The sequence below is a fragment of the Neptuniibacter caesariensis genome (assembly GCF_000153345.1).
Taxonomy (GTDB): Bacteria; Pseudomonadota; Gammaproteobacteria; order Pseudomonadales; family Balneatricaceae; genus Neptuniibacter; species Neptuniibacter caesariensis.
Genome location: NZ_CH724127.1, coordinates 488,523 through 502,778 on the forward strand (window position 1 = coordinate 488,523; position 14,256 = coordinate 502,778).

At 46.8% G+C, this 14,256-nt stretch carries 12 protein-coding genes; 2 read left to right on the plus strand and 10 right to left on the minus strand.

Annotated elements, in window-relative coordinates; all coding sequences use genetic code 11:
• Positions 1-110 precede the first annotated feature (110 nt).
• Together gcvP and MED92_RS16030 are read right to left on the minus strand one after the other, a co-directional pair.
• Complete coding sequence (gcvP, locus tag MED92_RS16025) at positions 111-3,011, minus strand: aminomethyl-transferring glycine dehydrogenase (RefSeq protein WP_007022627.1); 2,901 nt, start codon at positions 3,009-3,011, stop codon at positions 111-113.
• Between the two features lie 326 nt (positions 3,012-3,337).
• Positions 3,338-4,999, minus strand: a complete 1,662-nt coding sequence (locus MED92_RS16030) for a diguanylate cyclase (RefSeq protein WP_007022628.1) — start codon at positions 4,997-4,999, stop codon at positions 3,338-3,340.
• 112 nt (positions 5,000-5,111) lie between these two features.
• Between MED92_RS16030 and MED92_RS16035 the strand changes: the two genes are divergently transcribed.
• Complete coding sequence (locus MED92_RS16035; RefSeq protein WP_007022629.1) at positions 5,112-6,947, plus strand: sensor domain-containing phosphodiesterase; 1,836 nt, start codon at positions 5,112-5,114, stop codon at positions 6,945-6,947.
• Here MED92_RS16035 and MED92_RS16040 read toward each other — a convergent pair.
• From MED92_RS16040 to MED92_RS16075, 8 genes are all read right to left on the minus strand, one after another.
• Positions 6,942-8,000: a lipid A deacylase LpxR family protein gene (locus tag MED92_RS16040; RefSeq protein WP_007022630.1), complete on the minus strand. Its 1,059-nt coding sequence runs from the start codon at positions 7,998-8,000 to the stop codon at positions 6,942-6,944. The two genes, MED92_RS16035 and MED92_RS16040, sit on opposite strands and share 6 nt — an antisense overlap.
• An 87-nt stretch (positions 8,001-8,087) precedes the next feature.
• Positions 8,088-8,423, minus strand: coding sequence for a YdbL family probable chaperone protein (locus tag MED92_RS16045; protein ID WP_007022631.1), 336 nt, complete (start codon positions 8,421-8,423; stop codon positions 8,088-8,090).
• A gap of 14 nt (positions 8,424-8,437) precedes the next feature.
• Entirely contained in the window at positions 8,438-8,638 is a 201-nt protein-coding gene (locus MED92_RS16050) for a YnbE family lipoprotein (protein WP_007022632.1), read from the minus strand.
• Between the two features lie 37 nt (positions 8,639-8,675).
• Positions 8,676-11,009, minus strand: a complete 2,334-nt coding sequence (locus MED92_RS16055) for an intermembrane phospholipid transport YdbH family protein (RefSeq protein WP_007022633.1) — start codon at positions 11,007-11,009, stop codon at positions 8,676-8,678.
• Between the two features lie 18 nt (positions 11,010-11,027).
• On the minus strand, positions 11,028-11,432 hold the full coding sequence (locus tag MED92_RS16060; protein WP_007022634.1) for a hypothetical protein: 405 nt from the start codon (positions 11,430-11,432) through the stop codon (positions 11,028-11,030).
• Entirely contained in the window at positions 11,432-12,070 is a 639-nt protein-coding gene (locus MED92_RS16065; RefSeq protein WP_007022635.1) for an O-methyltransferase, read from the minus strand. The genes MED92_RS16060 and MED92_RS16065 overlap by 1 nt, the downstream gene beginning before the upstream one ends.
• A 17-nt stretch (positions 12,071-12,087) precedes the next feature.
• Positions 12,088-12,438, minus strand: a complete 351-nt coding sequence (locus MED92_RS16070; RefSeq protein ID WP_007022636.1) for a hypothetical protein — start codon at positions 12,436-12,438, stop codon at positions 12,088-12,090.
• 58 nt (positions 12,439-12,496) lie between these two features.
• Entirely contained in the window at positions 12,497-13,543 is a 1,047-nt protein-coding gene (locus MED92_RS16075; protein ID WP_050764253.1) for an ion channel, read from the minus strand.
• A 353-nt stretch (positions 13,544-13,896) separates the two neighbouring features.
• Here MED92_RS16075 and MED92_RS16080 point away from each other — a divergent pair, with 353 nt between their 5' ends.
• The gene (locus tag MED92_RS16080; protein WP_007022638.1) at positions 13,897-14,256 is read left to right on the plus strand and encodes a hypothetical protein; all 360 of its coding nucleotides are present in this window, start codon (positions 13,897-13,899) and stop codon (positions 14,254-14,256) included.

Below are 14,256 nucleotides of genomic sequence, written 5' to 3' on the forward strand. Positions count from 1 at the left end.
GCTAAGCGCCAGCTGATATTTGCTTCAAAGAAACAAAAGCGAACCAATTGGTTCGCTTTTGCAAAATTAAACTCAGAAGTTAACCAACTTAATTAATGATCCTCAGTTACTTACTCAGCATAATCTTCAACCGGAATGCATGAGCAGAACAGGTTACGGTCGCCGTATACATTGTCGATACGGTTCACCGTTGGCCATACTTTGCTGGTATGCAGGCGTGCTACCGGGAAAGCGCCCTGTTCAAAACTGTATGGACGATCCCAGTCGCCGCCGATCAGGTCAGCCATGGTATGCGGTGCGTTACGTAGCGGGTTGTTTTCCGCGTCGATATCACCGTCTTCTACCTGGCCAATCTCTTCACGGATCTGCGCCATCGCTTCGATAAAGCGATCCAGTTCTGCTTTAGATTCAGACTCAGTAGGCTCGATCATCAGCGTGCCTGCCACCGGGAAGGACATGGTTGGCGCGTGGAAACCGAAATCCATCAGACGCTTCGCCACATCTTCCTCAGTGATGCCTGAAGACTCTTTGAGTGGACGCATGTCGATGATGCATTCATGTGCCACACGATCGTTACGACCTGTGTAAAGAACAGGGTAGTGTTCGCCCAGTTTCTTAGACAGGTAGTTTGCGTTCAGAATCGCATTCTCAGTCGCAGCGCGCAGGCCTGTGCCTCCCATCAGGGCAATGTAAACCCAAGAGATTGGCAGGATCGATGCACTGCCCCATGGTGCTGCAGATACGGCACCGTTTTCTGGGTTAGGACCATCGATCTGCTGGATTGGGTGGTTGGCAACGAAAGGTGCCAGGTGCGCTTTGATACCGATAGGGCCCATGCCCGGACCGCCGCCACCGTGAGGAATACAGAATGTCTTGTGCAGGTTCATGTGCGAAACGTCTGCACCGATCTCTGCAGGCTGGCTTACGGCTACCTGAGCGTTCAGGTTGGCACCGTCCATATAGACCTGACCACCGTTATCGTGAACGATCTGGCAGATCTCACGAATATCTTCCTCATATACACCGTGTGTCGATGGGTAGGTGATCATGAGGCAGGACAGGTCATCTTTATGCTGTTCTGCTTTTGCTCGCAGATCAGCCACATCAACGTTACCGTTTTCATCGCAGGCAGTCAGAACCACCTTCATGTCTGCCAGTGCAGCCGATGCAGGGTTAGTACCGTGAGCGGATGTCGGAATCAGGCAGATATTTCTGTGACCGTCACCATTTGCCTGGTGGTATTTGCGAATCGCAAGCAGACCGGCGTACTCACCTTGTGCACCCGAGTTAGGCTGCATGCAGACTGCGTCGAAGCCAGTGATCGCTTTGAGCTGCTCTTCCAGCTCATCGATTAGCTGTTTGTAACCCTGTGCCTGGTCCATTGGCGCGAACGGGTGAAGCTTGCCGAACTCAGGCCAGGTGACAGGGATCATCTCAGCTGTCGCATTTAGCTTCATGGTGCAGGAGCCCAGTGCGATCATGCTGTGCGCCAGGGAGATGTCCTTGTTTTCCAGTTTCTTCAGGTAACGCAGCATCTCTGTTTCGCTGTGGTAGCTGTTGAAGACTGGGTGAGTCAGAATCTCTGATTCACGCGCCAGATTAGCGGCGTAGGAGTTCTCACCTGATGCAGCGATCTCAGCATCGATCTGTTCCAGATTCAGGCCGTGATCTTCGCCCAGGATGCAATCCCATAGGGTGTTGATTGTTTCGCGTGAAGTACACTCGTCACAGGTCATACCTAACTGGTTATCGCCCGTATTACGCAGATTGATGCCTGCTTCCAGCGCTTTGCTATAAACCGCTTCTGCGTTATCCAGTTTGATGGTAATCGTGTCAAACCAACTCTGGTTAACCAGTTCAACGCCTTTGCTCTGCAGGCCTTTCGCCAGAATCGAAGCGAAACGGTTAATACGACCGGCAATAGTTTTCAGGCCTTGTGGGCCGTGGTATACCGCGTAGAAGCCGGCCATGTTGGCTAGCAGAACCTGCGCAGTACAGATGTTCGATGTCGCTTTTTCACGGCGGATATGCTGCTCGCGGGTTTGCATCGCCATACGCAGGGCTTTGTTACCGCGTGAATCAACAGAAACACCGATAATACGACCTGGTACAGAACGCTTGTAGGCATCACGTGTTGCAAAGAACGCCGCATGCGGGCCACCAAAGCCCATAGGCACACCAAAGCGTTGCGCAGAACCGAATACAACGTCAGCGCCCATCTCGCCAGGAGATTTCAGCGTTACCAGGCTCATGATATCGGCAGCCGCACAGAACAGTGCTTTCTTATCGTGCGCTTTCTCAATCAGCTCTGCGTAATCATTTACATCACCGAAGGTGCCTGGGTACTGAACCAGCACACCAAAGCATTCGTGCTGATCGATCAGCTCAGCCACATCACCCACAATCACTTCGTAACCCAGCGGTTCTGCACGAGTTTCAATAACGCTGATGTTCTGCGGGTGTACGTTTTTATCGATCAGGAAGGTATTGGCTTTCTTCGCTTTTGACATACGCTTACATAGCGTCATCGCTTCTGCCGCAGCAGTGGATTCGTCAAGAAGGGAAGCGTTGGCCAGATCCAGACCTGTCAGGTCCAGTACCATAGTCTGGAAGTTAAGAATCGCTTCCAGTCGGCCTTGAGAGACTTCAGGCTGATAAGGTGTATAAGCGGTGTACCAGCCTGGGTTTTCCAACACGTTACGCAGAATCACGTTTGGCACGATTGTATCGGTGTAGCCCATGCCGATCATCGATGTATTGATCTTGTTCTTAGCGGCCACTGATTTAAGGTAGGTCAGTACCTCCTCTTCAGTTCGGCTATCCGGAAGATTAATTGGGCTTTTGACCAGAATGTCCTCAGGTACAGTCTGAGTAATCAGTTGGTCAAGATCCGCTACGCCTAGTTCTTTCAGCATAGCCTGCTGCTCAGCGGCAGAAGGGCCAATATGGCGTGCGATAAACGCGTCTGTCTGCTCCAAAGTCGCCAAAGGAGCCTGATTCTGTGTCGGCATCTTAGTGTTACCTATGATCAGTTGTCTGGTCGCTGAATCTGCAGAGTCAGAAGCTCTTCAGTTCGCTACCTTAGTTATGTTGGTGTGCTGCTCAAAATTTGGCTAATGATACCGGTTTTTTACCTGTTTTGTGATAGAAAATAGACAAAAGTTTATTTTAGGAAACAGTAATTTCTCATCGTGAGCAGAGGTTGATGTTTGGGGAATACAAAGCAGATATAGCCTGAAAGCAGTTTTCTACCGTTCATTGATCAGAAATGTAGAAACCAAATATGCCTGAGCGAGGTATTGTGGATGCGTTGTTAGAGCCGCTTTGGCGGTTCTGTTTATGCGCTCCAGATCATCTCTTCGGGATTAGCTTTTGGGCTGGAAAGTTGCAGTTTTCTTTCCTTAATCCATGTTCCGATATCTGGAAGTTCTTTGGGGTATGTGCCATGTTCGCAGCCCATTAGGCAGTTCAACCCAACCCAGGTATTTCGACCATTGTGTTTGGCGGCATAAAGGGCAAGGTCAGATACTTTTATCATACTTTGCCAATATTTAAGTCCTGCTTCAGCGGACATAATATTCATGGTAAAGAATCCGATCGAACAAGTGATTCTTAGATTATTGTCTTTGCCAAACGTTTTCATCTCTGTTGCAAGGCGAAGCCGTTCGGCAATACTGTTGGCGGTTTGCTGATCTGTTTGTCTGCAAATAACCGTAAATTCTTCGCCGCCGCTTCGAACGACAATATCCTGCTCTCGGAAATTTTGAGTAATGACCTTTGAGAATTGTTGTAAGACCACATCACCCACATCATGCCCGTAGGAGTCGTTAACCTTTTTGAAATGGTCCAAATCCAGGGTGAAGATGGTCCAATCACCCTTAGCTTTCCAGGTGTCTTCAGAGTGCATAAGCTCTTCAAGATAGCGGCGGTTCTTTAAGTTGGTTAAAGCGTCGGTGTGACTGGCATTTTCAAGTTCATCTCGTTCTTGTTCTAACCGGTTAAAGTCATTAGACAGCTCTTTTGCCATTTCGGCAAAAGATGTGGATAGTGCACCAATCTCATCATCCCTTTGCAAAACGCTAAAAGCGGGTTTGCCTTCACTTTTAGTGAATAGTTCAGCTTGTTTCTGCAACAGAATAATTGGGTTGACCAAGATCTTTTTCAGCATGAAGTAAGTCGCAAAGCAGGCCATTAATCCAATAATAAATACGGCCAGCAGCGATATTTTGGTAGCGTTCATTGCCTGATGGTAGAAAGGCCTGGGCTGCTCAATATCTAACTGAATTACTTTATCGACGCTGTTCGCGAGCTGTTGATAACCAACAGCATGTGAAAGATCGTCATTGATGAACTCTACGCTGGGTTGCAGTGTGGTTTTATCTACAAGTGAAGCAGTAAAGCCCAGCTCCAGAGAGCTCGATACATGTTCGGTAAATTCATTATCTAAAAGTCTGGCAAAAAACAGGTAACCATTGGCTGGCCCGGTAGACTGGCTGGTCAGAATAGGGTGCCTGGCGAGTAGCAACGGGCCTTTCTCGGTGAAAAAAATCGCAGAGTCATTATCTGAAAAGTATTGTAATAGAGGATGCGAATGACTCCAGTTTTGACCTTTGAGTAAGTTGATACGCTCAAGGCTACCCATCTTTTCTGTATGGAGTTTAGATATAACCTGGTGATCTCTGTTGAGGATGATCAGAAGATCAACTTTAAGGTCCTCTATTGAATCGACCAGTAAATTCGATTCCTCATAATCCCGGCTGGGTTTAACGACATACTCGTAGGTATCGTCCCACTCGCCCCAGTCGATGGTAGCGATTTTTATACGTTCCAACTCATTCTGGAAAGCATGTTCGATTTTAGCCAGATTCTTAAGATGACCCTGCCGTTCTATGGCGCGTATTTCAGGTAACACAAATGTAAATACAGCAAAAAAGACTCCACCCATTAAGAGTAGAAAGAAGATAATTTCACCAAGGATCAGCTTTTTGGTTAGCTTCATAGGTACTTAATTCCCCTAATCTTTTTAAGAAAGCTCGTTACAAATTGTAGATAAAAGCTATACTTTTTTCAGAAATAGATTAGAACAGTTGTTTGGATCATAGGAGTCGTGAATGGCATCGATCGAGAAATTGATTCGTTTGCACAAGTCATTGATGACAGTGAGTCATGGTCAGGGATTTATTGAGTTTCCTCGGATTACCAAGCTAAAGCGGATTGTTAAAGCCTGCGCGAAGCAGTTAAACGTATCCCGTGTCAGTGTCTGGAAACTGGATAATCATCGTGGATGTATCACCTGTGAGGTTTTATACATCCTTGATGAAGATCGTTATTATTTTGGTGTCGAGCTCTTCGAAAAGGATTTTCCTGCTTATTTTCGCGCCATCAGAGAAAGTCGCCTGATCAATGCCGACAATGCCATTACCGATGATCGAACATGCGAGTTTTCGGAACCCTACCTTATTCCCAATGCTATCTGTTCTATGCTGGATGCGCCGATTTTTTCAGAAGGTGAGCTGCGTGGGGTGGTTTGCTTGGAGCAGATAGATCAGCAGCGCTCCTGGGATATGGCTGAGATGTCTTATGTGGCTTCGTTAGCAGATAACATCTCGATGATTAATGAGCATGAACTTTGGCTGAAAGACAGAGAACAGCTTGAGTTTCTGGAACAGTTTGATGGCCTTACAGGTTTAGAAAAAAGAAACAATTTCCAGAAGCGCCTTGATTATGATCTTCAGGATTCGCCTGATCCGGATCGAAGTCGGGCACTTATCTTACTAGGCATCGATTTCTTTGGTGCTGTGAATGAAACCCATGGCCATAAGGTTGCAGACCAGTTACTAGTCGAGCTTTCCAGGCAGCTCTCTTCCATTTCACTCACCCACCACTATCGACTGTCCAGAATAGGGGGTGATTCCTTCGCAATCTGGATACCTAACCTGCGCGGGTCAGAAGAGCTACAGCAGCTGCTACAGGAACTTCAGTATGTGGCTGAGAAAGAGTTTATCTGCCTGGATTCGCCACCGATAAGTGTCAATTTCAGTACGGGCGTGGTTATCTATCCTTCCGAGGGTGACCTACCATTTGATCCCCTGCGCTGTGCAGAGATTGCGATGCAGCGGACTAAAGATCAGTCCCGGGGAGGCGTACAATATTTCTCCACTGAGTGGATGGTAGAACTAGAAGGTAAACGCACCTTAGAAAATGAGCTTGTCGATGCACTAAAAAACCAGGAGCTCACTGCTTTTTATCAGCCAATTCTGTGCCCTGATGAGCGCAAAGTGGTTGGGTTAGAGGCGCTGGTAAGATGGCAACATCCAACAAAGGGCCTCGTTTCACCGGCGGATTTTCTGCCAGCAGCTAAAAAGCTCGGTTTAATGGGGCGGATTGGTTCCTTTATGTTGCAACGGGCGAGTCAGGATATCTCGCAATTGCAGAAAATGGGGGGGGATGTTCAATGGGTTTCAGTCAATATCGCCAGTGAGCAGCTATATGATCCAATGCTGGCGAAAGAGATTGAGCAGGTACTTAGCGAGCATAATCTGCCATCTTCTGCGATTGAACTTGAGATTGTCGAAGAGCTGATTAGTCAGGATTCAACGCTTGTTCGGGCTCAGCTCAATGCTATGTCTGAACTTGGCGTACGCTTGGCGATTGACGATTTTGGTACGGGCTATTCTTCTTTGTCACGACTGAAGCATATGCCGGTGACTAAGCTGAAGATCGACAAATCGTTTGTTGATGGTCTTCCCTCATCGGAAAATGATCGCTGTATAGCGCAGTCGATTATCGGTTTGGCCAAGGGTTTACAGATTGAGCTTGTGGCTGAGGGCGTGGAGGAAAAAGCCCAGGTGGATTTCCTGAAGGATCTGGGCTGCGAATATTTCCAGGGCTACTACTTTGCTAAACCGCTACCCATTCAAGAGGTTCACAAGTATTTAGGGCTATAAGCTGTAGGAATAGCTTAGGCTGAGAGAACCGAATGCGTGCCCCTCGGGCTGCCCTTCAAATTCGCGGCTTCGATGAACCCTTGCGAAAGAGAGTTTCCAGCCTCTGTATAGGGCGGCAATACCGAAAGCTGCTTCACCGACCAGGGGTTCTTTATCAATTGAATGGCTATCTCTGAACGTGTTGCCGTCCAGAAAGATATCTCTGAGTACCCAGCGGCCATCCATCGAAATAAACGCATGTACCCCCAGGTTTTTGTCCCGGCTACCGCGCTGATAGCGACCGTCACCCAGTCCGGGTGCGCTATTATCCCCACCACTGCGCAGCGCTGCGGTGCCAAAATCTTGCGGAAGGTTCCAGCCAAATCGAAACTCTGCACCACCATTTAGATAGGTGGCGACATTACCTAAACTTCCCCCTGCATGGAGAATCATGTCATATTCGAAAAGTGGGCTGAGCCTGCTTTTGAAAATACGGTTTTTATGTTCATAAACCAGCTGGAAACCGGGTTCATTTTTCAGTTGGTTATCCCAGCCATTAAATTTCTGGAAGCCTCGAATACTATGTATCAAGTCCTGTGCTTCTTCGCCTAACGCCAGAGGCCCGACAACCCCCAAATTGAGTTCGGCAGTGTTCATCTTGTCGCGGGTACGGCTGTGGTAGGCGATGCCACCATATAACCAGCCAGCATAGGGGCGATCATTAGGATCCACGGAGTAGCGATCAATATCTTCCGGGGTATAGATCTGCTGACCCAGGGTTAAAACCACATTTCGTTCTACTTTCTGCGCGCTGTCATCGCTAGGGTCGAATAGCGGTAAGTAAGGACTAACATCTCTGACCCATTCCGGTAGTCTCTCGTCCTTTAGATAGTTGTCTACGTTAGGGGAAACCCATGAAGCGCGAATACCGTTGGTATAGTTCTGATCAGTTTCTGAAAACAGATCGTTTTCAAAGTACAGATTCAGGGTCCAGGGTGGTTGCTCTTCAGCCTGACTGATCTGGCTTAGCATACTGCAGCACAAACTTAAGATTAAGGGCGGGATCGTTTTCATGGCTGAGTCCTGAATTAGGTTGCTTGGCAGGGCCCGGATAAAAGAAAAGCACAGATAATCTGTGCTTCTCTTACTGGGATAGAGGGCTTATTTTTTCTGCCACTTCCCATTGGGTAATTGTATGTAATGGCCCGAAGGTGCTCGATCCTGAAGGCGTTGTCCCATACGCAGTTCAAATACAGAACGCTCAACACCGGCCTTTTTTGCACCTTTGTCATAGGCTGCACGGCGTTTATTATTGATGCCAGTGACCAGATTCTTAAGGTCTGCGTTCGGCGAAGAGGTGATAATCCCCAGATAGCCGTTATTACGTTCGCCGATTAGTCCCTGCGCTTTGGCATCATCTTTAGATATAGCCCAAGCCGGTGCAGCAACGAGTGAAATTGCCAGAATAATGGAGGTTAAAATTGCCTTTAAATTCATTCCTTGTCCTCCTATTAAAAGATGTCGCTGTTTTCAGAGAGAAGTTCATCGATCTCGCGGTCAACCTTAACTAAAATCTCATGTTCGATTTTAACGTTCAGGTTGATGGTGATCGGTTCACTGGGTACTGCCACTTCTACCCGCGGCGAACAACCGCTTACTGCTGCGAGTGAAATCGCAATAACCAGTGTTGGAAATATCTGGTTTACTTTCATGGTTGTTCCTCAACTCTGCTACAGATTCCAATTTATTCTAACGGTAACGTTTCTCAATTGTCTTCGTCAATTTATCAGCAAACTGTAGCGTTTTTATTAACTTAGGGATGTTCTCTTCCACATTGATTGTGAAATCCACCGGATGACCTTTATTCCATTCCGGGTTTTTCCCTTTTAAACGTGTTTTTAACAGTGCAGTGCCATCACTCAAATAGTTAAGGCCGATCTCCAGCGTGTCATAGTGAAAGTTGCCTAATGCTTCTATGGCCATCTTCAGACCAATATTCGCTGCTGCATAAGCCTGGACCGCGGTTGAAGGTGTGAAGGTGATACGCCCACCGGGTTGTTCGCCTGTGAGTATGCCATCGCTTATGGTCAGTTGGTTATCACTGAAGCGAAGCGGAAATGCACCATTCAGCTTACCTTCACCGGATAGGCCTTGTTGCCGCTCAAGTGCTAACACTTCCCCCAGATCTAACTGCTTTATTGAGACCTGAGTACTGAAGTCGGGTTTCAGAGGATTAAATCCAAAATCAGCAAATGTTATTAACCCTTGCAGCAACTCAGCCTGGGTCGCTTCCAGCTTAATTTGATCACGCCCTTTTTTATGCTCATAGGCATACTGGGTTTGGACCTTTGTGATCTCTACACCACTTATAACCTTATTAAGCTTAATGTTGCCTGTATCACTTATTATGCCGTTACTACGAATTCTGCTACGGGAATCCTGTTCTAAGCCTTCAAAGAAAATCTCATCCCAGCTGAAGTTCACTTTACGGAGGCTGTTATTCAGGGTGGCGGTATAGGCCCCCTGAGCATTGATGTGAGCACTACCGTTGTGGAATAAAGTGCCGCCCTGTACAGCAAGGTTAGCGGGGATCTTTACGAAATTAGCCAGGGTTCGATCGATGTTCTTTAGGGCGATCGGTTTTAATTTCCAGTTAGCACGGGTTTTCTGATTGGTAAGGTTAGTGGTTGTTGAAGCATCAATTTGAAACGGAAGATTAGCGGTTTTAAGGCGTAACTTTTGCGCAAACTGTTTTTTCGTCAGTTTGAACTGACTGTTAACGCTTATCGGTGGAACCTTCTGGTTTGGAACCTTGGGTGTCAGCCTTGCTATGCTGACCTCTCCGTTTAAGGAATGCTCTTTGAGATTAATATCTTTAAGTGAAATGGCGGTTTTACTTTCAGGAATTGATAGAGAAGGCAGCGTTATTGTGCTGGTCTCTAGTTCAAAGGCGATAGGGGATATCTGTGGGCTAATTTCTTCATCCATAAATACCGATGCCAGATTGATATCCAGCTGCAAAGGCTGGGTCAGATTCAGTGATGCACGCTCTATCTGAGGTTTGTTAGGGATCAGATTTAAACCTTGCAGTTCCGCAGAGCTGGATTTCGATAGCTCGATCTCTAGTTTCTCAACAGAGAATCCTAGCTTGCCTTCTAAATTGATCTGCGCGCTTTCCAGCTGCTCAGTAATGCTTGCGGCTTTTATATGGCCTGTTAGCTGTTGCTGGGTTTGGATACTTTTAAGTAATGCATCCGGCGTTAATCGAGTTTTTACCGGGAAGCTGCTGATGCCTTCAAATTCCAACGAGCCTGATAGCTCTGGAAGGCCGGTAATACCAAATTTATCCCCAATTCCGCTGAGTTTGTTCAGGGTAATGGATTGCTTTGAATTCAACATCAATTGTTTGGCAAACTGAATTTGTCCCTGTAGCACAACAAAGGGTGTGTCTTGTTCAAGCAAGCGAAGTTTAAGTTGATCATCTGCGTTTAATTGCAGGTCACCCCAGCCGAGTTCACTGTTATTGCGGCTGAAATTAATACGGCTATACAGGGTGCTATTTTCTAAAAGCAGGGCGCCTTTGAACTCCCAATCGTTTTGGCCTTCTGGGTAATCCAGAATCAGATCAAGTTCACCCACACGAAGTGCGCCAACCGGTACTTTACTTAACCATTGGCTGGGGAGCATACCTGACAGGTCAATCAGCTCAGATTCCGATTCCTGAACCGTTTTAGCTTCTTTAAATTCGATACGAATTTTAGACTGGGGAAGCAGCAAGCTTTCCAGGCGATGGTTTAAATACAGCTCAAGAGGGTTGTAACTTACCTGAATATTGCCGGAACTCAGATGAATGACTTTGTCTTCGCTATCTTTGGTAAGCGATATCTGCTCGATCTCCAGCTTGTTCCAGCCTGGAGGTTTCATCTGTAATTCGATCGAAGAATAATTTTGTTTCTGCAGCCAGTGATTAAGCGCTTTTTCCGCGAGGGCAGGTGAAGCAAAGTATAAGGCGAGCGTACTTACCAAAAGAAGGGTAAGAAACAGGAGGAGTATGATCCAGACACGCTTTCCTAGCTTTGACATCCCACCTCCTGACAGCTGCTAATCCAATTCCAGATCGTAGAGACGCTCCACAGCATCTTTCAAATGAAAGATTAGATCAGAGAATTGGTCAGTATCATTTTCTATATCGATATCGCCTAACCGGTCGGCCGTTTCTTCCAGTGACTCGCCGCGATTGTCGATACCCTGTTCTTGCAACAACCAATACATCAGACCATAAATTTCGGGAACGGTTGCAACAGAATCCAGATCTTCCAGAAATTCAGCTCTTACTTTGCGCAATGCTTCCATCAGCGGGTGGGACTCATCTGTTTCCAGATAGATATCCAACAGATCAGATGCAGCACTAATTATGAGTGTGCTTGGCGAGCTATCAGCGGGAACTGCAGCGACTATCTCTAGCTGCGGGTTATCGGATTCAGAATGGCTGATCAGATAAGGCATTAGCGAATTTTCCGAACCACATTCATGCCGTCGCGAACGGTGAGGAAGATATTCTCCACGTTTGGATCGGCCGCAATCTCTTTGTTCAGATCGACCAGTACGTCGTCGATATCGGATTCAGGCTGTAGCACTTTTCCAGACCAGAGCATGTTATCTACGACGAGCAGACCACCCGGGCGGGTCATCTCTAATGCCTTACGGTAGTAGTTCAGATAGTTACGCTTATCAGCATCGATAAATGTGAAATCCAGTTCCATATCCAGTGTTTCAATGGTCTCGATCGCTTTACCAAAGATCACCTCAATCTTGTGCCCATGTGGGCTGCGATCAAAGAATGTCTGCGCGAATTCGATGGCTCTGGGGTTCGTCTCACAGCAGATAATCTTGCCATCATCAGGCATGCCTTCAGCGATAGATAGCGCGGAATAGCCCGTAAACATGCCAATTTCTAATACATTCTTTGGCTGATGCAGTTGGGCAAGGAACTTAAGCGTTCGACCAACCAAGCGGCCAGACAGCTTTTGCGGCCAGCCCATATTCTTGTTGGTCTCGTCAATCAGTTCCTGAAGCAACTCAGGTTCAGGGGTCGTGCTTTGAAATGCGTAATCTTCAACGGCTTCGTTTACCAGAAATTCCACTGATTCTTTCTCTATCTTTAGTTTCCGGATTGAGCCGGAACGGGTTTCAACATAACTTTACTTGCCCAGACTTGCATGGTTGGTCGACCATCTTCAGGGCTGATTTCAAACTGACAGATAATAATATCATTTTCCGGGCACTGCTTGATAATTGCTTTTGCATTTACCGGCGCAGGAAAGCAACCCGTTTGCGGGGGGCTACCCACACCATACAGAGACCACTTCATTAGTTGCTCATACTGGGGCAATGTCTGGCAGACGGTGTAACCGCCATCTAATACTCTATAGAGTTGCGGTTCGGGGGCCTGGGTTTCAGAAACTGCATTGAAACTGAAGACAGCTAATAAAAGCAGAAACAGCCTTCGCATAAGATGTTTCCTCCTATGATCGCAAGGATGATAGATAGTATGAGACTTTTCCCGATACTCAGTGGCCAGAGATAAGCGCCCAGTTAAAATCTTTAATACGGGTTTCTGCAATATAGTAGACCGTACAGCCTGCGCGAACTCGCTGCTCTAGGGCCGGATTCACTTCGGGACGACCGTCACTGTCCAGATCAACCGCGATTAATGTCGCTGAATACTGCTCTTTTAATGGCACATAGAGATCACGTACTGACATCTCAGGAATGCTTTCAGGAACCACAACAGAATATTGCGTCATACCTGTTGTGGCATTGAGTAGTTCGTGATGCAAAATGCTGGAGCCTGGGTCCATCGCTGATTTAACCATCATTTCTGTAGAAACGGATGGCGTACACTCAATGGTTGGGCAGTGCTGTTTGAGTAGTTTGCTCAGGCTCTCATCGCGAAAATAGGCGATGATGTGAGCGTGTGGATTAAGGTTGTAGATATTCAGAGCAGCACTGAGGGTCTGATCATCCTGGGTGCAATCGATGATAATGGTTGAAGCTTCTTTTAAACCGGCACGTTCCAGGCCGCTTTCATCATTGAGTGAAATGCAGCGGACAAACTCGATAACACCGGGTAGAGGGTTTTCCATCTCATCGGCTACACAGAGGCATATATCTCGATTTAGATTCTGCTTTGCTTCTGTCTTTAACAGCTTAAGCAGAGGGAGGGTACGGTGCTCATTCCATCCAACCACAACGATGTGATCATCTAAATTAAGTTCTTTAAGGCCCATAACACCTTTTCTCCACTGAAATGCGCTGAATGCGGCAAATTTGCCCACGGTAAGGGCAAACATACCTAAACCAAAAGGGATGATATAGAAAGCAACAATCGCTTTGCCTAAGGCGGTCTCAGGAGATAAGTCACCGTAGCCAACCGTTGAGGCTGTAACGACCAACCAGTATAGGTAGTCCTGATTAATAAGATTACTTTCGCCGGCAAGAAACAGAAGGAGCCAGCTACTCACACCATATAACAGTAGTAATGCGAGTACGGCCTGCCATTTCATAATCTTAAAGTGACGGTAGATTAGCTTCCGTAAGCTTTTGAAAATAGGCATGAAAAAAGCGGCATCCATAGATTGAGCTAAGAATTTTACCGTGGAGCTAAGGCCGTAAACAAGTCGCGGTATGCTGGTGCGATAAAGACAAGGCAAAAAAAAGGCGTTGCTCCGCAGCGAGCAACGCCCAAATGGATTTTCTCTCCACTGGATCAAACAGCGGATTTAGATAGAGCCATAAATCGGTGAATACAGGGTGATGTTACATTAGAGGAATCTTAAATTCCAATTGGATATAAGTATATGTCTAATTGTTTGTTTGGCGCGATTGGCTGATGCAAAGGTTCTGTTAACTCTGAGTGATAAAAGGCATACAATGCGCCCTTTATAGTTTTGTTGTTTGGAGATTCATCGTGCCCATCATTGATCCTCTGGTTATCTTCCTTGTTACAGGTCTGGTTTCACTTTCTGCCGCTCTGAGTGCAGGGGCGCTTAATAAACTGCCTGAAGAAGAAAAACCTGCCTTCGCTTCAACTAAGAATGGTACAGTTTCGATCATCATGGGCGGCAACCTTGCGGCTGTAACCCTGTTATTTGCGATGGCCTACGGCTTCAAAGAGCTGGACTGGTGGATTCCGTTACTCTGTATGTTCATCACTTTCCCTGTGATCCATGTTGTCATTATTCAGAAGGTTTTGGGCGATCTTAAAGCGCTCTTGATCACTTCACCTTTGGTGCTGGTGGCGATGGCCGCTTTGTACCTTTATTGGTAA

Coding starts and splice junctions, on each gene's coding strand:
- gcvP (WP_007022627.1), bottom strand. CDS start 3,011: ATGCCGACACAGAATCAGGCTCCTTTGGCGACTTTGGAGCAGACAGAC.
- MED92_RS16030 (WP_007022628.1), bottom strand. CDS start 4,999: ATGAAGCTAACCAAAAAGCTGATCCTTGGTGAAATTATCTTCTTTCTA.
- MED92_RS16035 (WP_007022629.1), top strand. CDS start 5,112: ATGGCATCGATCGAGAAATTGATTCGTTTGCACAAGTCATTGATGACA.
- MED92_RS16040 (WP_007022630.1), bottom strand. CDS start 8,000: ATGAAAACGATCCCGCCCTTAATCTTAAGTTTGTGCTGCAGTATGCTA.
- MED92_RS16045 (WP_007022631.1), bottom strand. CDS start 8,423: ATGAATTTAAAGGCAATTTTAACCTCCATTATTCTGGCAATTTCACTC.
- MED92_RS16050 (WP_007022632.1), bottom strand. CDS start 8,638: ATGAAAGTAAACCAGATATTTCCAACACTGGTTATTGCGATTTCACTC.
- MED92_RS16055 (WP_007022633.1), bottom strand. CDS start 11,009: ATGTCAAAGCTAGGAAAGCGTGTCTGGATCATACTCCTCCTGTTTCTT.
- MED92_RS16060 (WP_007022634.1), bottom strand. CDS start 11,432: ATGCCTTATCTGATCAGCCATTCTGAATCCGATAACCCGCAGCTAGAG.
- MED92_RS16070 (WP_007022636.1), bottom strand. CDS start 12,438: ATGCGAAGGCTGTTTCTGCTTTTATTAGCTGTCTTCAGTTTCAATGCA.
- MED92_RS16075 (WP_050764253.1), bottom strand. CDS start 13,543: ATGCCTATTTTCAAAAGCTTACGGAAGCTAATCTACCGTCACTTTAAG.